The organism is Paraliobacillus sp. X-1268 (assembly GCF_003426095.1).
In the GTDB taxonomy this organism is placed as follows: domain Bacteria; phylum Bacillota; class Bacilli; order Bacillales; family Amphibacillaceae; genus Paraliobacillus_A; species Paraliobacillus_A zengyii.
Window position 1 is genome coordinate 495,269 of the sequence record NZ_QJSK01000001.1, and the last position, 20,192, is coordinate 515,460.

Below are 20,192 nucleotides of genomic sequence, written 5' to 3' on the forward strand. Positions count from 1 at the left end.
TTGAACTGTTTCCAATTGGTTCATTTTTCTCATTATTATAATTTTTCTATTAGTATCATTTATATCCTACTATTGCGAAATATATCCTTATCTATTAATAAAATCATATAATTCATTGAAAAAAAGCAGTTTGCGATATATCACAAACTGCTTTTAAGTATGGCCTATTCTTGTGTTTCTTCTTTATAATCACAAGCTGTACATTGAATTTGTGTTCCTTTTTTAGCTTTCTTCTCAACCAAAAGACTTTCACATTTAGGGCACGGTCGTGATACCGGTTTATCCCATGAAATAAAATCACATTCTGGATACGTATCACATCCGTAGAAAGTTCTTTTCTTTTTCGATTTCCTTTCTACTACGTTACCCGTTTTACATTTAGGACACGTCACACCAATTTCTTTTAAAATTGGTTTCGTGTTACGGCAATCTGGAAAATTGGAACACGCTAAAAACTTTCCGTATCTTCCCATTTTATAAACCATTTCATGTTCACAAAATTCACAGTCAATACCCGCTGGTTCATCACGTATTTCAACTTTTTCCATTTCAAGTTCGGCTATCTTCAATCGTTTATCAAATCCTTGGTAAAAATCATCGATAATATTTACCCAATTCGTTGTACCTGCTTCGACCGAATCCAAATCACCTTCCATTTTAACAGTGAAATCAACGTCAATTATTTCCGGGAAAAATTCTTCAACAAGATCAAGTACAATGTAACCTAGTTCCGTTGGTACAAATCGCTTATTATCTAATGTAACATAACCACGTCTTTGAACGGTATCAAGCGTAGGAGCATAGGTTGATGGTCTACCAATACCTTGTTCCTCCATTGTTTTGACTAACCGTGCTTCCGTGTAGCGCGGAGGTGGCTGTGTAAAGTGTTGGTTCGGTTTAATTTCAGTTGCTTCTACTTGCATACCTTCTTCTAAGTCTGGTAAAAGTTTATCAGCATCTGATTTGTTATCATCGTTACCTTCTACATATACTTTCATAAAACCTTTAAATTTGACTTTAGAACCAGTGGCTCTAAATTCCACACCATTTTGCAATAAATGTACTGTCATGGTATCCATTACTGCTGGAGCCATTAAGCTTGCAATAAAACGATCCCAAATTAACTTGTACAATCTATACTGATCCCTTGATAACATACTTTTTAATGAAGCTGGATCACGAAATGCTGCAGTTGGTCGAATTGCTTCGTGTGCATCTTGTGCACCTTCAGCGTTTTTCTTCTGTTTCACATCTCCGACAAATTCTGATCCGTACTTCTCGATAATAAAATCTTTTCCTTCTTTCTTAGCCGTATCAGATAGACGAGTTGAATCTGTTCTCATGTATGTGATCAAACCGGTAATTCCACCATCTTTTTTACCTAAATCAATTCCTTCATATAACTGTTGCGCAACCATCATTGTTTTTCGAGCTCTGAAATTCAATTTTCTAGCTGCTTCTTGTTGAATTGATGACGTTATAAATGGTGCTGATGGATTTCGTTTTCTTTCTCGTTTTTTCACTTTGTCTACTAAGAATGATTTATCTTTTAATTCTGCTAAGATCTTATCTACTTCATCTTTGTTAGGTAATGCGGTCTTTTTACCATTGATACCATAAAAAGCGCCATCAAATATTTCACTATCTTTGTCAAATAATCCATCAATTGACCAGTATTCTTCTGGTTCGAATTTCTCTATTTCACGTTCTCTATCAATAATCATTTTTACTGCTACTGATTGAACTCTACCAGCACTAAGCCCTTTTTTTACTTTTTTCCATAAAAGCGGACTAATATTGTAACCTACTAATCGATCTAGAATTCGGCGCGCTTGTTGCGCATCTACTAAATCCATATTAATACTTCGTGGATGTTTAAATGATTCTTTTATTGCATCTTTTGTTATTTCATTAAATACCACACGACATTCAGATGTTTCATCGATACCTAAGCTATGAGCAAGGTGCCATGCAATTGCTTCCCCTTCTCTGTCGGGGTCAGCTGCTAGGTAAACTTTTTTAACTTTTTTGGCTGCAGCTTTTAGTTCTTTTAAGACAGGACCCTTACCACGAATCGTGATATATCTCGGGGTAAAGTGATCGGTTACATCTACAGCCATTTGACTTTTCGGTAAGTCACGTACGTGTCCCATTGATGCTTTCACTTTATATTTTTTACCTAAATAACGTTCAATTGTTTTTGCTTTTGCTGGTGATTCTACTATTACAAGATAATCTGCCATTTCTTTTCCTCCCAAGAGGTTTCATTTCTTCTACTCTTTTTTCGATTATAATCACACTATACACTAAAATTAACAATAGGTTCATTTTATTAATAAATCTTCACTATTATTAAATACTTTTTGTTGATTTGTCAAACATAAGCAAGTAACTTATCTTCTTAATCAGCATATATTTGGCCAATTTCATTTAAAGTTTGACACCAATTCTTCTCAATTCGTTCCCATTCCTCTATCAAATCATAGGTATTTTGTACCAATTTAGCGCCATCTTGTATCATTTTATGACACCCATTCGTTTGGATAAACCAAGGAGCTCCTGGAACGGCATATACCTCTCTGCCCTGTTCTAGGGCTTGATCTACTGTAATTAAAGAACCACTTTTTTCTTTAGCTTCTATTACAATTGTTCCAAATCCTAAGCCACTTATTATTCGATTGCGTTCGGGGAAATAATAGCGTTGAGGTGGAAAGCTAGGAGGATACTCAGAAACAACCAATTGTTCTTCTACTAATTGTCTAAATAATTCTTTATGTTGTTTAGGATAAACATGTCGAAGTCCACCACCTAACACCGCTATTGTTTTACCTTCAAAATGGCATGCCATTTTATGTGCATAACCATCAATACCCAATGCCATACCACTAACAAACAACCAACCCGTTTTAACTAATGGCGTTAGTATGTAGTGCATTTTTCGTTTTGCTTCAGACGAAGGATTTCTAGTTCCAATTACACTTAAAGCTGGTGTATGCTTAAATAATTCCGAGTTTCCTAATCCGTATAATACAAGTGGTGGATCTGGTATCATCCTAAGTGCTAACGGGTAATTTGGATCTAAAATTGTCCATATATGAAACTGATCCAGGTCTTGCTGTATGGTTTCAATTAACGTCTTATTATGTAGATCTTGGTGTAATTTGTTTGCGCGATCAGATGATAACGATAAAAGTGAAATGAAATCAGTTGGCTTCAAATCATATAAAGTTGTGAGGGTAGGGTCAATTTTTAGTATGTTATGAATAAGGGCTCTTGTTGTAGCGGTAGATCGATGAAGGTGAATAAGTCGAAAACGAGCATTATACAATAAACAGCACTCCTTTTTTAAATTTAGGTTATCTAGTAATCCAATGGAAGCATTAACTCTATAGTATAAAATTGGTAGGTAATTGTCCATATGTTTTTTACTATAAACAATACTATACGACCTCAAAGATAGACCTTGCTAATCATCCAAGTTATCTTCATTACCCGTTCCTCAAATGAAATTGAGGTTTTGAATATTTAAATCATCTATCTTTCATAAATAATAAACCCCCACTCTACTTTAAAAGATTGGGGGTTTACTTATTTACTTTTTCGTCGATCTAATTCTAAGTTTTTATCTACATGGTAGATATAAGAGAAAACTTCCGCGACTACTTGATATAGTTCCTCTGGTATCTTTTCATTAATATTTAGTTCTCCTAATAGTTCAACTAAATTATGATCTTCTTGAATTGGTACATTAGCTTCTTTTGCTTTTTCAATAATTTGTTCTGCAACATATCCTTTTCCTGTCGCAGAAACTTTCGGTGCTTGTTCACTCTTTTGATCATAGCGTAGTGCAATTGCTCTTTTAGATTTATATTCATCATTCATATTCGATAATCAACTCCTTGGTGAAGGGATGATTGCACCTCTTTTTTTGGTAATATAGGGTTATTATTTTCAACTTCAACTGGTAGTTGTTTGTATTTCACTGTGGAAAGCTGATACCCATTATTCTCTAAACCTTGCTGAAGTAAGGGTTTTACCCCATCCAACAACGAAGCGACCTCTTCATGTTGATTATGAATCGTTAACTGTACAACTCTTTTCTGAATCGACATATCTATCATCGTATCTCCCATTTTTTCTAATGATAGATAGAATACTACGCGGCAGAAATCAGGATTTATCTGGCCATCTTCTCCTTTTTTGCTTTCAAAATCTATTTTGACATCTTTCTCTAATCCAAATAAACCTGGTAATTGCATACTTGCTTGAAGAAAACCCGCTTCTTCTCTTACACTAGCTAATTGCATGCCATTTAGTGTTTGTAAGAGCGATTCTAATTCTGCTTTTCCTATATGACCAGTTTGCAACGACTGTAATATTAATTGCTTTAAACTATTTTCTTGTTGGATGTTCTTACTATTTTCTTGAAGAAGTTGGTGTTCATAATCTAATCCAGAAAATGATAGGAACTGCTTCGCGTGTAACAAGAACTGCTCTTTCGTTGAAAAATTACCGCTTTCCCTAGATAAAGGTGCTAACAAATCTGTTAATTTATTCTCCATATTTTTAGGGAGTTGTTGTTCTGCGACTCTTTTTAAATCAGCATACACTTCTTCTGAGTTTGCTATTGAACCTTGTTGCTGCCAATTGATAAAATTTTGTTTTGCTTCTCCAGTTAAGACACTGGCTATTTTTGACGCAACACCTGCTTGTTCTAAAAATGTTTGTAACTGTGCAGACACTTTCGTTTCACTAGAATTCGTTGGAACCAATTTTTGAAATTGGTACACTTGTGCATCAGTTAGTGACAATTGCACTTGAAATAATGCTTTTAAGCTTGCAAAAGCCGATTGATTATTAATAGAAGAACTTAGTCCATTCGGTTGTTGCTGATTTATTTCTTTTGAAAGAATACCCGCTTGCTTCACTAATTGTATGACATCTTGATCACCATTTTGAATTTGTTTAGAAAGTAAAGTCGACAAATCATTTTGTATGTTCGATTGCACCTGATTATTTGTTTTTGAATATGAGGCTAGAAGATCTGTTAATTTACTTTCTACACTTTTCGTAACTTGTTGATCTGCAACCTTTTTTAATGCAGCCACGACTGGCACTAAATTTGATAAGGTGGGTTGCTGTTGCCAATTCAAGAACTTTTGTTTTGCAACCCCTGTTAAACTATTAGCTATTTTAGATGAAGTACCAGGTTCATTCAAAAATGTTTGCAAGTCTTGTAGTTGTTGCGGTGCTATTGTTCCACCATTTGTAGTAGAATACTGCACTATCTTTTGGAACCGATCAACATGTTGATCGGTTAAACCTAATTGAGACTGTGCTAATGTAGTTAATTTTGTTAAAAGTAATTGTTGATTTGAGTTCGATCTCGCTTGTTGCTGGTCAGTAATACCCGCCTGTCTTACTAGTTGTATAATAGCTTGATCACCATTTTTGATTTGTCTCGAAAGAACGTTAGATAAATCATTTTGGCTCGTTATTTTAGATCGATCTGGTAGTAGTGCATTAATGCGATTAAGTAACGGTTCGTTTTCGACTGATTCCCCTAAAATATTCTGTAAATTTTGCAATTGTGTATTTAAAGACTGCTTTCCCTCACTAGACATTGCCCCGTACATTGTTGAGGTAATCGGCAATTGACGACGCATCATATCCATAAGCAATACAGTTCCTTTACTACCTTTTCCTTGTTGCATTTGCAAAGCTTGCTTTAACTCGGATGGACGAAAAGGAATATCAGATGTCAGTAACTGTTTTACAAACTGGAGATTTTCTTTTGTCACTGGTAACTGTAGTTGCTTTAATAGTGCAGACGCCTGGTTTTGTGATGTTTGATTTGCAGGTATGTCTGTTAAAACCTTTAGATGCACTAACTTATTACCAGTTTGTACCTGAAAGAAATACTCGCCATCAAGATTCAATGCTGTCTGTAATTGGGCAACAAATTGCTGATTCCCCAATTGAACAGACGCACGTTGATTTGGATAGATTTCTAGTATTTTACCTGATAAGATTTGGCCTGGTCTTAAGACCATTTGATTTTGCTGTACTTTTGAGGATGAAGCTGACCGAAGTATTGATGACACATCCATTGATTGAAAAGCCATCTAAATCCCCTCACTTTCGTTTTATCGGTGCAAATGATTGCCGATGAATTGGTGTGATCCCATATTCCTCTAATGCTTTAATATGATCTTTCGTACCATAACCTTGGTTTTTATTAAAGTAATAGTTGGGAAATTCTCTATGTAGATCGAGCATCATTTTGTCTCGTGTCACTTTAGCTAGTATACTAGCTGCTGCTATTGAAATACTTTTTTGATCACCTTTAATTATGGACTCGGTTGTAAACGACACATTTGGAAGTGACATGGCGTCAATTAATACATGATCAGGAGCATGACTTAATTTACTGACTGCTTGCATCATCGCTTTTATTGTTGCTTGGTAAATATTAATCCGATCTATCTCATTGTTATCAATAATACCTATACTATAACAAATAGCGTGTTCTTTAATCTTATCGTAAAGGGTTTCTCTCATTGCTTTAGACATTTTCTTTGAATCATTAATACCTGGGAGATAAATATCCTCTGGTAAGATAACTGCCGCAGCTACAACTGGTCCTGCCAAAGGTCCTCGACCTACTTCATCAATTCCTGCAATTAACTTCTTTCCCAGTTGATAGTTTTTACGTTCATATGTCATCATTTGTTCAAATTGTGCAGACAGCTCGTCTTCTTTTGCCAATTTTTGATCATATTGTTTTACAGCTGCCTGAACGCCTTTTCTTGGATCCATTTTATAGTTATCTATTTCCTCTGCCGTAGCAGCTCCTTCATTTAACATCGCCTTAATTTCAGCGATTGATTGTTTATTCCCCATCACAATCTTCCTCTCACATATATATCTTATATCGTCTACTATTTCAAAAAATAAAGACATCCGCAATTGGAATGTCTTTATTTCTCTACTATTATTGTACTTTTAAAGAAAAAACGTAACAATTTTAATTTTCGGGTCTTTCCAAGGTAATTCTACCGATCTTCCCAATTCGAAGGTCATGTATGATAAGTTCTGCTGTTTTTTCTAAGTTAATATAACCGCCACTCTCTAATGAACCTCTGAGCCTACCAATATGTTCAAACAACTTTTCCATGTCATCTATTGGCTCCGATAATTGATAGCGTGCTTCTAACAATGAAAAATAGTTTTCTTGGAGATATTCTAATACAAAAACAGCTACATCATCTATAGGTAACAATTGATCTTTAATAGTACCAATTGCGGCTAACCGATAACCAACCAATTGATCTTCAAATTTTGGCCATAATATACCCGGCGTATCTAATAACTCAAAATCCTTATTTATCTTAATCCATTGTTGGCTTTTGGTAATCCCTGGTCTATCTCCTGTTTTTGCAATCTTTCGATTGACAAGTCGATTAATTAAAGTTGACTTACCAACATTAGGAATACCAATAATCATTGCACGTCCAGCTCGGGGTCGGACACCCTTACGTTTTAATCGTGCCATCTTCTCTTCGCTCATCTTTTTAGCCATTTCGATTACTTGTTGAATATCTTGTTTATTTTGTACATCGACAGCTATAGTGGGTATTTCATTGGATTCATTATACTTAATCCATTGTTTTGTTGCAGTTGGATCAGCTAAATCTCGTTTCATTAAGACACGCATCTTCGGTTTTTGTTGTATCACTTGATGTAACATTGGATTTTCTGATGATAACGGCGCTCTAGCATCAACCAATTCAATTACGAAATCTACAAGCTTCAGTTTTTCTTGCACTTCACGCCTAGCTTTTGCCATATGGCCTGGAAACCATTGAATGGTCATAAATAAAACCTCCTATTCATTTGCAAAGCCAAATCGATTTAATGGCCAATAGATAAAGACAGCATTTCCAACAAGTTGATCATATGAGATAAATCCAAGCATTCTGCTATCTGTAGAGTTATTTCTATTATCTCCTAGTACCAAAACGTGATCTTCTGGAATTACTAGTGATCCACCTGGTATTTCATCCATAGAAAAATTCATTGTATATACTTGTCCATCTGAAAGCTGCGATTTTTCATCCGTTAAGAATGTTTCCTCCACTGCTTCGCCATCTATATAAAGGGTATCATCAGCCAATTCTACAGTTTCCCCAGGTAATCCAATTACACGCTTGATATAATCTTTTTCCTCTGTTGCATGAAAGACAACAATATCAAATCGTTCTGGTTCATTAATTTTGTAGTTTAGCTTATTTACAATCATATGATCGCCATCTTCTAGATTTGGCTGCATAGAAGGTCCATCAACTATTATTGGCGAGAATAGAAAAGTTTTCACAATGAAAGCTAGTAAAATTGCAATCGCTAATGATTTAAGCCATTCAAACCACTCGCTTTTCTTTTTCTTTGCCATTAGGTTTCTCCTCCGATACGAATCTCATTCCTATTGTTATGTATAGTATAGTGAAATATAGAATAATTAATATTGTTTTTAGATGAGAAAAAGGAGCTTGACTGAGCAAGCTCCTTTTACATTTAAAATTAGCGATCTTCTTTAATACGTGCTGCTTTACCACGTAATTCACGTAGGTAATAAAGTTTCGCACGACGTACTTTACCGCGACGAGAAACTTCAATCTTATCTAGACGTGGAGAATGTACTGGAAAAGTACGTTCAACACCTACACCATAAGAAATTTTACGAACAGTAAATGTTTCACTAATTCCACCATTTTGGCGTTTAATAACAACACCTTCAAATAGCTGAATACGTTCACGCGTTCCTTCGACAACTTTAACGTGAACCTTCACTGTATCACCAGGACGAAACTCAGGGTGATCTGAACGAAGTTGTTCTTTAGTTAATTGCTCAATTATCTGTTGCATTATGTCACACTCCTTCCAAACTAATGCTCATATCCTAGATACCTTAACAGCGGAACATCGTTTATACGACCTAAGTATTCACTTAAGCACAACAAATAATATAACACATTTTGTTCTGCAGTTCAACCATTACTTCTTTCTTATTTATCGTCTTCGAAATCTTTTATCCAATCTTTTTCTTGATCTGACAAAGGGTACTTTTCCAACAAATCTTTTCTTCTTTCAAATGTTCGTTGAATAGATTGTTTTTTTCTCCAATCATCAATATTCTTATGGTGACCAGATAGTAACACAGAAGGAACTTCCATACCTCTAAAGTTTGCTGGGCGTGTATAATGTGGATGTTCTAACAATCCATTCGAAAATGAATCTTGACTTGCAGATGCTTCATTACCTAAAACACCTGGAAGAAGGCGAACAACGCTATCAATTATAACCATCGCACCAAGTTCTCCTCCTGTTAAGACATAATCACCAATAGATATTTCATCCGTAACTAATTCTTGTCTTATTCTTTCATCATAACCTTCATAATGACCACAAATGAATACGAGGTGTTCTTCCCTGGCGAATTCTTCCGCCTTCTGTTGTGTATACGTTTCGCCTTGTGGACACAACAGAACAATTCGAGGTTTTTTATCTGACTTTTTAGCGACATCCTCAACCGCATCAAATATTGGTTGTGGCATTAACACCATACCAGCACCACCACCATAAGGTGTATCATCAACCTTATAATGTTTATTGGCCGTATATTCTCTAAAGTCAATTGTTTGATAGTTAAATGCAGCCGCTTCTTGAGCTTTTCTTAATATTGATGATCGCATAACGCCATCAAACATCTCTGGAAACAACGTTAGTATATCAATATGCATTAATCTAGCAATCCTTCCATCGGATCAATGATAATTTTCTTCTCGATCGTATCTACTTCTTTTACGACATCCGGAATATACGGAATTAATAAATCTTTTTGGTTTGGTCTAGTAACAACCCATACATCATTTGCACCAGGTGCTAGAATCTCTTTAACCAAACCGAGTTCTTCATTTTCTTTTGTATAGACTGTGCAACCAATAATCTCATGGTAATAAAAATCACCTTCATCTAAAGTGCCTCTTTGTTCCTCTTTAATCATTAGCATGCCTTCTTTTAGTTTTTCGGCAGCTTCAATTGTGTTATAAGACTCAAATTGGACTAAATCAAATTGTTTATGCATACGATGACTTACAACAGTCAATTTAGTTGGCTTTTTCTCGTTTTTCCCTAAAAAGAACAGTGTGTTACCTTTATCAAATCTATCATCAAAATCTGTGATCCTGATGATCTTCACTTCACCTTTAATTCCATGTGTATTCACTATTTTACCTACATTATAAAATTTATTCTCCATATTTTCACCTTCTTAATCTATTCTAATAACCATACCATCTTGGATGATAATTGCTTGTTCTTTCATCACTTCCTGCCAATTCATACCTTCATAAACGTCAACAAGTGCTTCTACTTCATTCTCTACGATTTCTGTTCCAATTGGTACTATTTCTAATTGATCCAATTGAAAGTGGATCTGTTTTTTTCTTTCCTCACGTTTTTGTATCTCATCCTGAAAACGTTTGTTCACCTTATATTTATCAACGCCTGGTTTATGTTCTAATTTTTTACGTTCAAAAATTAATTGCTGACTTTCTTGTTCAAGTTGTTGTAATTTCTTTTTGAAATTCTTTTGAATTAATGTTTTACTTGATTCTGTTATAACTTGTTTTACTAGTATTTTTTGAATAATCTGCACAGATTATCAACCTTTCTTATCTTGTACAAAGTTATGACACCTATTCTTATACTAGTATATCTTATTTAAAGCCTATGTAGATATATTTTAATTTGTATTTTTTAAAAAGTTCTTCACTTAACTTTTGCAGATTGAACTAGACATTTAAATCTTGTTAAACTTAAAAAGTCTCACAATCAAAAGTTAAGTTGACTTCATGCTCTTCTCGTAAGCATCTTTGCGATACATTTTACGAAATTGATAGAAAATGCAGCATACCGCTTTGGAAATATACTTCGCTTTCCGTGGGCACGGCTTCAGCTAACTTCGGCCCGCGCTGTTCCCACCCCACCAGAAAGAGAGCCCATTCGCTTCCATAGCGAGGGTGTTACCTCAGAATTAATTGTTGTTTCGTAATAAACAAAAGTCTTTTAGACAGCATGCTTATTTTAGGTTGAGAAAGTTTAGATATTTACTTGTATATAGAGAAACAGGGAAGGTTTAAAATATCCCTTCCCTGCTTTACATAATATCAAGATAAATACGGTTATTTGTATCTGATCCTGCGGCATAAACCACTGTACGAATCGCTTTAGCAATTCGCCCATTCTTACCGATCACTTTTCCAACATCATCTGGATGAACAGTAAGATGATAAACCATCTTACTGGATTCTTCCTTGACGTTAACCTGAATTTCTTCTGGATGATCAACTAACGGCTCAATGATTGTTTGAATTAAAGTTTCCAATTAATCACAAACCTTTACTTTTGGTTTTTAGACTCGTGGAATTTCTTCATGATGCCTTCATTAGAGAATAAGTTACGAACTGTGTCACTTGGTTTTGCACCTTTTGACATCCAGTCTAATGCTTTATCTTCATCTAATTTCACTTCAACCGGATTAGCAACCGGATTGTATGTGCCAATTTGCTCAATTAAACGTCCATCACGAGGAGAACGAGAATCAGCTACTACTACACGATAAAAGGGATTACGTTTTGACCCCATGCGCTTTAAGCGGATTTTTACTGCCATGCTTTCGCACCTCCATTTATAAATGTTTTACTCAAGTTTTGATTCTATCAGAAATTTTATTGTCTGTAAAGTGTTTTTACATTACATGAACGGAAAATTAAATCCTTTTCCCTTTTTACCCTTCTTACCTGGTTGTGTATTGGTCATTTGTTTCATCATTTTTTTCATTTCATCAAACTGTTTTAATAACCGATTCACTTCAGATACAGGGCGTCCTGCTCCTTTAGCAATACGTTTTTTACGACTGGCATTCATGATGCTAGGCTCTTGGCGTTCTTGTTTTGTCATAGATTGAATAATAGCCTCTACATGTACAAGTTGTTTCTCATCCAATTGCACATTTTTAAGACCTTTCATTTTGTTCGCACCTGGTATCATACCAAGTATATCTTCTAGCGGTCCCATGTTTTTGACTTGTGCCATCTGATCAAGGAAGTCATCAAATGTAAAGGATGAGGAACGCATTTTCTGCTCAAGCTCTTTCACTTTCTTTTCGTCGACATTATCTTGCGCCTTTTCAATTAATGACAAGACATCTCCCATACCTAGAATACGAGAGGCCATTCTTTCAGGATGAAACGGCTCTAACTCATCTAACTTTTCGCCCATACCTGCGAATTTAATTGGTTTATCTGTGACAGCCTTAATAGAAAGGGCTGCACCACCACGTGTGTCACCATCTAGCTTGGTCAATATAACACCTGAGATATTTAATTGCTCATCAAAACTCTCCGCAACATTAACTGCGTCTTGACCAGTCATTGCATCAACAACTAAGAATATTTCATCTGGTGAAACATTTGTTTTGATTTGTTTTAATTCATCCATTAAATTTTCATCTACATGCAATCGACCTGCAGTATCGATAATAACGTAATCATGATGTTCTTCTTTCGCTTTTGCAATAGCTTCATTAGCAATATCAACTGGATTTGCTTCTGTACCCATTGAAAAAACAGGAATACTTAGTTGTGAACCGATCGTCTCCAATTGGTTAATTGCTGCTGGACGATAAACGTCAGCTGCTGCTAACATTGGTTTGCGATTATGTTTTTTTCGAAGTAGGTTCGCTAATTTACCAGATGTAGTTGTTTTACCTGCACCTTGTAAACCAACCATCATAATAACTGTTGGTGATCTTTCACTTACTGCTATCTTACTCTGTTCTCCACCCATTAACTCGGTTAGTTCTTCTTTTACTACTTTAATTACTTGTTGGCCCGGGGTTAAGCTATTCATTACTTCTTGGCCAACCGCACGTTCTTTAATCCGTTTGACAAAGTCTTTTACTACTTTAAAGTTTACATCGGCTTCTAATAAAGCAAGACGAACCTCCCGGGTCATTTCCTTTACATCTTGCTCACTAACTTTCCCTTTGCCAGTCATTTTTTTCATTGTTTGTTGCAGACGATCTGCTAAACCTTCAAATGCCATAGAGGGTGTCCTCCTAATCTAATTCTTTTAAATCATTCACGATTTTTTTTGCTTGTACATGTGTATCTATTTCTGGTATTTCTTGTAATTCATTAAGTAACTTTTGTCGAGATATAAATTTATCATACAGCTCGAGTTTTTCTTCATATGCCTCTAACATTGCTTCAGTTCGTCTAATATTGTCGTAGACAGCTTGCCTTGAGATCGTATATGTTTCCGATATTTCACCTAATGAATAGTCTTCTAAATAATACATTTCCATGTAATTACGTTGTTTTGGTGTTAATAATGCTTGATAAAAGTCGAATAAAAAATTAACCCTTGTTGTTTTTTCTAACAATATAAACACTCCTTGTTAAGTGAAAGACCTTTACATTTAAAATAGTAGACGATAGCTTACTTGTCTGTCAAGGATTCTATATTGTCTATTCCTTTTCAATCATATCAGCAAATAAACCATAAACAAATGCATGAGCATCAAATTCTTCTAGATCTGTGACTTTTTCACCTAATCCAACGTACTTAACAGGGATTTTCAATTCTTTTCGAATTGCTAGCACAATCCCACCTTTAGCTGTACCATCCAATTTAGTTAAGACAATTCCAGAAACATCCGTTGACTCAGAGAATGTTTTAGCTTGACTTAATGCATTTTGTCCAGTTGTTGCATCTAACACAAGGAGCACTTCATGTGGAGCGCCAGGAATCTCCCGTTCAATTACTCTTTTTACTTTCGAGAGCTCATTCATTAAGTTAACTTTATTTTGTAATCTGCCAGCTGTATCACAAAGCAAAACATCTGCACCGCGAGATTTCGCTGCTTTAACACCGTCATAAATAACGGCAGCAGGATCACTTCCTGCAGTCTGTTTAATTACATCAACTCCAACACGTTCTCCCCATACTTCAAGCTGTTCAATAGCGCCAGCTCTAAATGTATCACCTGCTACTAATACTACTTTTTTCCCTTGCTCTTTTAGTTGATGAGCCATTTTACCAATTGTTGTTGTTTTACCTACACCATTGACCCCAACAAAAAGAATAACAGAAAGATCATCATCTTGTATGTTTAGTTTCGTGTTAACATCATCATCACCAGCATAAATCTCCACTAATTTCTCAGAAATAACTTCTTTCAAATTAGCTGTATCTTTAATGTTTTGTCGTTTCACTTCTGTTTTTAATTCTTCTACTAAATCCATTACAGTCATCACACCGACATCTGCTTGGATTAAGATTTCTTCTAAATCTTCAAAGAAATCTTCATCAACTGTCCGATAGCGTGCAACTAAATTGTTAATCTTGCTAGAAAAAGAATCTCTTGTTTTGGATAGACCTTCTTTGTACTTATCTGATACATTGCTTTCTTCTTCTGTTGTAGTAAATTTCTCTTTTAACTTTTTAAAAAAACTCATATATTACTTCCTCTCTAGCTAATTCATTATATTGTCGTCTTCACTAAGTCATTTGTTTCTTCCAATTTAACTGATACCAAGCGCGAAACACCGGATTCTTGCATGGTTACGCCATAAAGAACATCCGCTTCTTCCATTGTTCCTTTTCTATGTGTGATTACGATAAATTGCGTATTTTCACTGTAATCTTTTAAATAACGCGCAAATCGATTTACGTTTGCATCATCCAATGCTGCTTCCACTTCATCTAATACACAAAACGGAACTGGTCGAACACGCAGAATAGCGAACAACAAAGCAATTGCTGTCAAAGCTCTTTCTCCACCAGATAAAAGGCCCAGCTGTTGCGCTTTTTTGCCTGGAGGTTGCGCCTTAATGTCAACCCCTGTTTCTAACATATCTGTTGGATCTGTTAAGATTAAAGCAGCATGTCCTCCACCAAATAATTGTTCAAACACAACAGAAAACTCTTCTTTTATTTGATAGAAGGTTGTTTCGAATTTCCGTTTCATCTCGTCATCCATTTCACCAATGACACTATATAATGTTTCTTTAGCCTCTAATAGATCTGTTTGCTGCGCTGTTAAGAATTCATAACGTTCTGCAATTCGATCGTATTCATCAATTGCTCCTAAGTTAACGGTTCCTAACTCTTCAATTGATCGCTTAATCAACTTTACATCCTGGCTTGCTTGATTTATATCTTCGGCTGTTGGATAGGTTGCTTTTGCTTTTTCATAAGTGATTACATACTCTGTTTGTAGATGATTTAAACGATTTTCTAATTCTACATCCAAACGGGTAGCTTTCACTTCCTTCTGTTGAATCATCTCTGTTATTGCTTGTCTTTGATTAAGAAGCGTTTTAATTTCTCTTTCAGCATCTTCAATAAATTGCGTTTGTTTTAGTCTCTTTTGGCGATTTGATTGAATGGATTCGGTTACTTCTTGTTTTTCGGCTTGCTTTTGCACTACTTTCTCTTCAAAAGCTAGTTGTTTATCATCTGTTTGATGAAAGGCTATTAACTCATTTAATTGTTGCGTTATATTCTTTTCTGAAGTCTGTAATTCTCTAAACGTTTGCTCCAGAATTTCTGTTTTCTCTAATTGATGTTGCACTTGTCCTTCTTGTTCAGCCAACTTCACTTGTAAACGGTGATAGTTTTCTTTTAAATCCGTATAATTTTCTTGATGCGTATTTTTCTCACTCGTTAAACGATTAATTTCGGCCTGTCTACTTGCTAATTGTTCTTCTAATAGGATAAGCGTTTCCTCAATTTGATGTTTTTTGTCTGTTAATTCTTTTTTATCTTTTTCAAATTGAGCTTTTTCTTGATCATATATACTTAGATTACTATTTATGTGACGAATATTTGCTTGATTCTCCGCCATTTGTTCCCGCAACTTATTTTCTTCCTGTTGCATCGTTTGAATACTTGTTCTTGCTTGCTCTAAATCTACTTCTTTTTCAAAGATTAATTGTTTTTGCTTGTTAACTTTCTCTTCAAATTCAATAATATTTTGATTGAATTTAGTTAACTTATTGGTTACATCTTGCAAGTCATTATCTCTTGTAAATAGTGATTGATTCGTATTTTTACGCGCCCCACCAGACATAGACCCACCAGGATTAACAATGTCGCCTTCTATCGTTACAACGCGGTAGCGACGTTCTAACGTTCCAGCTATTGCATTAGCATCTTTTAATGTGCTCGCAAATATCGTATTTCCAAGTAAATAACGAATAACCCCATCATATTTTTCGTCAAAATGTATTAAATCACTAGCAACACCAATAAATCCAGATTGATTTTCCACTTTTTGTTTCAGGTTTAATGGAAGCGATTTTGCTCGCATTGTTTTTAGTGGTAAAAAAGTAGCTCTACCATTATTCGATTGTTTTAACCATTCGATTGCTCGTCTTGCTATTCCTTCATCATCTACTACAATATGCTGAGTTTGCCCACCAAGCGCTGTTTCCATTGCAGTAACATATTCCTTAGGAACATCAAGTAACTCGATTACAGCTCCATGTACGCCTGATAAACGCTTCTCTTCTCTTGCTTTTAATATCGCTTTAACACCTTGGAAAAAACCTTGAAAGTCTTCCTTCATATCTTCAAGCATTTCTTTCTTAGATTTTAGTTTTTCAATATATTGATAACCTTGATTGAGTTTGGTTTGTGATGCTTGATATTCTTCTTTTATTTGCTCAATTTTTTCTTTATCAGCATGTAAACCATCTTCTTTTTGTTTTCGATTTGCGTGTTGTACTTCTAATTGTCCTTGATAATCCGTTAATACACTTGTTAGTGTGTCTCTTTGTGCCAATTGATCTTCAAATTTTGATTCCTGATTTTTCTGTCTGTAATCCATTTGATTTAACTGTTGCTCAATCGATTGTTTGGCGTTCCTTTTCGCTGCTTGTTCATTAAGCAATTCAATGTAGTCACTTTTTAGTTCTTCTATTTTTTCTTCGCTATTTTCAGAAGACTGGTCTAGTTGCGTTTTCACTATGTTGGTCTGTTGCTTTGTCTGGTTGCGTACAGACTCAAGTTCAGTAAGTTTTTCGGTTTGTGTATTCAATTCATCTTCAATAGATGTAATTCTAACTTGTAGTGTTTCTAGTTCTGTTTCTAATTTTTCTTTATTCTCTGTAAAGTGTTTGGACCGCTCTTCCATTAGCTTCTTGTTACCTTCTAAATTCTCTAATTCTTGTGTTGAAGCTAATAGTTTTTCTTGTAAAACTTCTATAGATTGATCCAACTGTTGCATATCTTGTCTTTCTCTTTCTAAGACAGCTTCTTTTTGCTGAATAGATGTCGTAAAAGCGATCTCCTCATCTTTATTTTCTTTAATATCTTCAAGATACTCGGACCATTGCTTATGAAGCGTTTCAATTTCAGCGTTTAATAACGCAATTTCTTTCGTTTTCAAACTTTCTTTTTTAGCTATATATTCTTTAGCAGTGGAAGCCTGTTGTTGCAAAGGTTCTAACTGCTTTTCTATTTCATGTGTAATATCTTCAACTCGATTTAAATTCTCCTGAGTTTCTGCAAGTTTATATTCGGCTTTCTTTTTACGGTTTTTATATTTTAAAACACCTGCAGCTTCTTCAAAAATTGTGCGTCTTTCTTCTGCTTTTGAGCTTAATATTTCTTCAACTTTCCCTTGACTAATAATAGAAAATGCATCTCGTCCTAAACCAGAATCCATAAATAAATCAACAATATCTTTTAATCGACAAGATTGCTTGTTTAATAAATATTCACTTTCACCAGAACGATATACACGCCTAGTTACACTTACTTCTTCATAATCAATCGGTAATGCTTGATCATGGTTATCTAAAATAAGGGTAACCTCTGCGACATTTAAAGCTTTTCGTGTATCACTACCCTGAAAAATAATATCTTCCATCTTTGTACCACGCAATGATTTAGCAGACTGCTCCCCTAAAACCCATCGTATTGCGTCTGTTATATTGCTTTTTCCGCTTCCGTTTGGTCCTACCACTGCAGTAACACCCGGAACAAAATCTACTGAAACGCGTTCAGCAAATGATTTAAAACCAACTGATTCTAATTTTTTTAGGAACATATACATTCTCCTATTAAGTCGCTACTATTTTTTAACTCATTAATTATTTTACTACAATTTCAACTAAAAGCTTGCATTTCAACTAAACTATTTTATCATAAAGAGAGGAGAGATAGAAGGTCAGATTACCAAAGGAGTGTTCGTTTGAATTTAAATGAAGCAACAAATGAAAACCTTACTTATATTCTAAAGGAAATTGCTAGCCAGTTACGCGTGGTAAATGAATCAATTATGGATCCAGATGATTACAATCTAGAGAAGTATGATGATCTAAAAGCGTTATATGATGTTTTAATTCAAAAAGGTCAATTAAGCGTTTCTGAAACACAAGCATTTATTCAAGAACTTTCAAGTATCCGTAAATAAAATAGAGTGATTGTTGGCTTGTTTTTACGAATAGCTATTCATAAAGACGAGCCAACCATCAATCATTTTATTCTACCTTTGATCTAATGCCTTTTTAGCAGCTCGTTGTTCTGCTTCCTTCTTTGTTCTACCATGTCCAACTCCAGCAATTTCTTGATTCAAACGTACGTTTGCAATGAATTCGCGATCATGTGCGGGACCTTTTTCCTCAACTATTTCATATACAATCTCTGCATCTCTATTCTGTTGAATCAATTCCTGCAACTGGCTTTTATAATCCATTGCGTGAGAAAAGGCACCTTTTTCAATTTTTGGATAAAGGTATTTATCCAAGAAGTCTAATACAACATCAAAACCTTGATCTAAGTAAAGTGCACCAACAAAAGCTTCAAAAACATCAGCTAATAATGCTGGACGCTTTCTCCCACCAGTTCGTTCTTCACCCTTACCAAGTAACACGTATTGATCAAACGATAAATCATTTGCAAAACCAACTAAGGCAGGCTCACAGACAATTGATGCGCGTAATTTCGTTAACTCTCCTTCTGCCATATTAGGATAAGTACGATATAAATATTGCGAAACACCTAGTTCTAATACCGCATCTCCTAAAAATTCAAGCCGTTCATTATCTTGAGATGATTTGCCACGATTTTCATTCACATAAGAAGAATGTGTAAAAGCTTGTTGCAATATCGATTCATTATTAAAATGAATTTGCAAATGATCTTGTAATGGTTGAAAATTCATATCCTTCGCCTCCTATTCATTATTTTAACACCTTTATTTTTAAGCTCTTTTCTAAAAGATTGTTGTTTAAAACATTTCCATAGACTGCCCTTAACCATACTTACGTCAGCATTATCATCAACTACGACGTAACGAATTATCTAACCCGCTTCTCAAGTGAAATTGACTCCCTTTCCGCAGGCACGGCTTCAGCTAACTCGGATAAGCAAAGACCGCTTTCCGAGTGGATCTTCAGCCCGTGCTGTTCCTGCAGGAGTGTCGTCAATTTCACTTGATACGCTAGTTATAATAAATTAACAACTGATGTGTTTTTCAGTAACTAACATAGTTACTGGTATTTAAATTCAGTATGAAATAGGACACGCTTTACTTATTTATAAACAAAAACTAGCGGAGCAAGTGAGATGGGTGAGACTCCTGTGGGAACAACACAAACCGAAGATCCTCTCTAGAAGCGATTTTTGCTTCTAGAGATAGCTGAGGTTGTGCCCACGGAAAGCGATCCCATTTCACTTGTGGAGCGTAGCGGTAAAAAAGTTTCACTACGTCGCAGTTTTTATCAAGTTCATATTGAAAAGCAACAATCTTTTCGAAAAGAGCCATATTTTAAAAGTCTCGCTTTTTGAGCGAGACTTTTTAATTGATACCATTTATTAGGATTGGCTGTTTATGTACGTTACAGCATCACCAACCGTTTGAAGTTTTTCTGCATCTTCATCAGCGATTTCCATATCAAACTCATCTTCTAGTTCCATAACAAGTTCAACAACATCTAATGAATCTGCTTCTAAATCATCTTTAAAAGATGCCTCTAAAGTTACTTTATCTTCTTCAACATCTAGGCGATCGATCACTATTTTCTTTACGCGTTCAAATGTATCTGCCATCTTTCGTT

The 20,192-nt window shown here is 35.1% G+C and carries 20 protein-coding genes; 1 reads left to right on the forward strand and 19 read right to left on the reverse strand.

The genetic code is table 11. The features are described from left to right. Window positions 1-164: 164 nt before the first annotated feature. The 17 genes from topA to smc form a co-directional block, all read right to left on the reverse strand. Window positions 165-2,243 (reverse strand): type I DNA topoisomerase, encoded by a 2,079-nt coding sequence (gene topA, locus D2K62_RS02565; RefSeq protein WP_112180833.1) that lies wholly within the window; start codon window positions 2,241-2,243, stop codon window positions 165-167. A gap of 158 nt (window positions 2,244-2,401) precedes the next feature. Continuing rightward, window positions 2,402-3,328: a DNA-processing protein DprA gene (gene dprA, locus D2K62_RS02570; protein ID WP_112180832.1), complete on the reverse strand. Its 927-nt coding sequence runs from the start codon at window positions 3,326-3,328 to the stop codon at window positions 2,402-2,404. A 260-nt stretch (window positions 3,329-3,588) separates the two neighbouring features. Beyond that, window positions 3,589-3,882, reverse strand: a complete 294-nt coding sequence (locus D2K62_RS02575; RefSeq protein WP_112180831.1) for an EscU/YscU/HrcU family type III secretion system export apparatus switch protein — start codon at window positions 3,880-3,882, stop codon at window positions 3,589-3,591. Beyond that, window positions 3,879-6,125: a hypothetical protein gene (locus tag D2K62_RS02580; RefSeq protein ID WP_117160868.1), complete on the reverse strand. Its 2,247-nt coding sequence runs from the start codon at window positions 6,123-6,125 to the stop codon at window positions 3,879-3,881. Before D2K62_RS02580 ends, D2K62_RS02575 begins: the two co-directional genes overlap by 4 nt. Window positions 6,126-6,135: 10 nt before the next feature. Then, on the reverse strand, window positions 6,136-6,903 hold the full coding sequence (locus D2K62_RS02585; RefSeq protein ID WP_117160869.1) for a ribonuclease HII: 768 nt from the start codon (window positions 6,901-6,903) through the stop codon (window positions 6,136-6,138). 124 nt (window positions 6,904-7,027) lie between these two features. Further along, window positions 7,028-7,876, reverse strand: a complete 849-nt coding sequence (gene ylqF, locus D2K62_RS02590; RefSeq protein ID WP_112180828.1) for a ribosome biogenesis GTPase YlqF — start codon at window positions 7,874-7,876, stop codon at window positions 7,028-7,030. Window positions 7,877-7,888: 12 nt separating this feature from the next. Continuing rightward, window positions 7,889-8,452: a signal peptidase I gene (gene lepB, locus D2K62_RS02595; protein WP_112180827.1), complete on the reverse strand. Its 564-nt coding sequence runs from the start codon at window positions 8,450-8,452 to the stop codon at window positions 7,889-7,891. A 128-nt stretch (window positions 8,453-8,580) separates the two neighbouring features. Continuing rightward, window positions 8,581-8,925 carry a 50S ribosomal protein L19 gene (gene rplS / locus D2K62_RS02600; protein ID WP_112180826.1) on the reverse strand — a complete coding sequence of 115 codons (345 nt, stop codon included), beginning with the start codon at window positions 8,923-8,925 and terminating at the stop codon, window positions 8,581-8,583. Between the two features lie 140 nt (window positions 8,926-9,065). Next, window positions 9,066-9,800, reverse strand: coding sequence for a tRNA (guanosine(37)-N1)-methyltransferase TrmD (trmD, locus tag D2K62_RS02605; RefSeq protein WP_117160870.1), 735 nt, complete (start codon window positions 9,798-9,800; stop codon window positions 9,066-9,068). Continuing rightward, on the reverse strand, window positions 9,800-10,318 hold the full coding sequence (gene rimM, locus D2K62_RS02610) for a ribosome maturation factor RimM (RefSeq protein WP_112180824.1): 519 nt from the start codon (window positions 10,316-10,318) through the stop codon (window positions 9,800-9,802). Before rimM ends, trmD begins: the two co-directional genes overlap by 1 nt. Before the next feature lie 12 nt (window positions 10,319-10,330). After that, the gene (locus tag D2K62_RS02615) at window positions 10,331-10,717 is read right to left on the reverse strand and encodes a YlqD family protein (protein WP_112180823.1); all 387 of its coding nucleotides are present in this window, start codon (window positions 10,715-10,717) and stop codon (window positions 10,331-10,333) included. A 501-nt stretch (window positions 10,718-11,218) separates the two neighbouring features. Then, a complete protein-coding gene (locus D2K62_RS02620) occupies window positions 11,219-11,446 on the reverse strand; it encodes a KH domain-containing protein (RefSeq protein ID WP_112180822.1) in 228 nt (75 codons plus the stop codon). Window positions 11,447-11,460: 14 nt separating this feature from the next. Next, window positions 11,461-11,733 (reverse strand): 30S ribosomal protein S16, encoded by a 273-nt coding sequence (rpsP, locus tag D2K62_RS02625; protein WP_112180821.1) that lies wholly within the window; start codon window positions 11,731-11,733, stop codon window positions 11,461-11,463. 81 nt (window positions 11,734-11,814) lie between these two features. Continuing rightward, window positions 11,815-13,167 (reverse strand): signal recognition particle protein, encoded by a 1,353-nt coding sequence (gene ffh, locus D2K62_RS02630; RefSeq protein WP_112180820.1) that lies wholly within the window; start codon window positions 13,165-13,167, stop codon window positions 11,815-11,817. A 13-nt stretch (window positions 13,168-13,180) separates the two neighbouring features. Beyond that, a complete protein-coding gene (locus D2K62_RS02635) occupies window positions 13,181-13,507 on the reverse strand; it encodes a putative DNA-binding protein (protein WP_198663107.1) in 327 nt (108 codons plus the stop codon). A gap of 85 nt (window positions 13,508-13,592) precedes the next feature. Then, a complete protein-coding gene (gene ftsY, locus D2K62_RS02640) occupies window positions 13,593-14,582 on the reverse strand; it encodes a signal recognition particle-docking protein FtsY (RefSeq protein ID WP_112180819.1) in 990 nt (329 codons plus the stop codon). 26 nt (window positions 14,583-14,608) lie between these two features. Further along, a complete protein-coding gene (gene smc / locus D2K62_RS02645; protein WP_112180818.1) occupies window positions 14,609-18,181 on the reverse strand; it encodes a chromosome segregation protein SMC in 3,573 nt (1,190 codons plus the stop codon). 144 nt (window positions 18,182-18,325) lie between these two features. On the opposite strand from smc, the gene D2K62_RS02650 reads away from it, so the two are divergent. Then, window positions 18,326-18,547, forward strand: a complete 222-nt coding sequence (locus tag D2K62_RS02650; RefSeq protein ID WP_112180817.1) for a DUF1128 domain-containing protein — start codon at window positions 18,326-18,328, stop codon at window positions 18,545-18,547. A 72-nt stretch (window positions 18,548-18,619) separates the two neighbouring features. Here the strand turns inward: D2K62_RS02650 and rnc are convergent, their stop codons facing one another. Next, the gene (gene rnc, locus D2K62_RS02655; RefSeq protein WP_112180816.1) at window positions 18,620-19,297 is read right to left on the reverse strand and encodes a ribonuclease III; all 678 of its coding nucleotides are present in this window, start codon (window positions 19,295-19,297) and stop codon (window positions 18,620-18,622) included. A 653-nt stretch (window positions 19,298-19,950) separates the two neighbouring features. Beyond that, complete coding sequence (locus tag D2K62_RS02665; RefSeq protein ID WP_112180814.1) at window positions 19,951-20,184, reverse strand: acyl carrier protein; 234 nt, start codon at window positions 20,182-20,184, stop codon at window positions 19,951-19,953. Window positions 20,185-20,192: the final 8 nt, after the last annotated feature.

Coding starts and splice junctions, on each gene's coding strand:
- topA (WP_112180833.1), bottom strand. CDS start 2,243: ATGGCAGATTATCTTGTAATAGTAGAATCACCAGCAAAAGCAAAAACA.
- D2K62_RS02575 (WP_112180831.1), bottom strand. CDS start 3,882: ATGAATGATGAATATAAATCTAAAAGAGCAATTGCACTACGCTATGAT.
- D2K62_RS02580 (WP_117160868.1), bottom strand. CDS start 6,125: ATGGCTTTTCAATCAATGGATGTGTCATCAATACTTCGGTCAGCTTCA.
- D2K62_RS02585 (WP_117160869.1), bottom strand. CDS start 6,903: ATGGGGAATAAACAATCAATCGCTGAAATTAAGGCGATGTTAAATGAA.
- ylqF (WP_112180828.1), bottom strand. CDS start 7,876: ATGACCATTCAATGGTTTCCAGGCCATATGGCAAAAGCTAGGCGTGAA.
- lepB (WP_112180827.1), bottom strand. CDS start 8,452: ATGGCAAAGAAAAAGAAAAGCGAGTGGTTTGAATGGCTTAAATCATTA.
- rplS (WP_112180826.1), bottom strand. CDS start 8,925: ATGCAACAGATAATTGAGCAATTAACTAAAGAACAACTTCGTTCAGAT.
- trmD (WP_117160870.1), bottom strand. CDS start 9,800: ATGCATATTGATATACTAACGTTGTTTCCAGAGATGTTTGATGGCGTT.
- rimM (WP_112180824.1), bottom strand. CDS start 10,318: ATGGAGAATAAATTTTATAATGTAGGTAAAATAGTGAATACACATGGA.
- rpsP (WP_112180821.1), bottom strand. CDS start 11,733: ATGGCAGTAAAAATCCGCTTAAAGCGCATGGGGTCAAAACGTAATCCC.
- ffh (WP_112180820.1), bottom strand. CDS start 13,167: ATGGCATTTGAAGGTTTAGCAGATCGTCTGCAACAAACAATGAAAAAA.
- ftsY (WP_112180819.1), bottom strand. CDS start 14,582: ATGAGTTTTTTTAAAAAGTTAAAAGAGAAATTTACTACAACAGAAGAA.
- smc (WP_112180818.1), bottom strand. CDS start 18,181: ATGTTCCTAAAAAAATTAGAATCAGTTGGTTTTAAATCATTTGCTGAA.
- rnc (WP_112180816.1), bottom strand. CDS start 19,297: ATGAATTTTCAACCATTACAAGATCATTTGCAAATTCATTTTAATAAT.
- D2K62_RS02665 (WP_112180814.1), bottom strand. CDS start 20,184: ATGGCAGATACATTTGAACGCGTAAAGAAAATAGTGATCGATCGCCTA.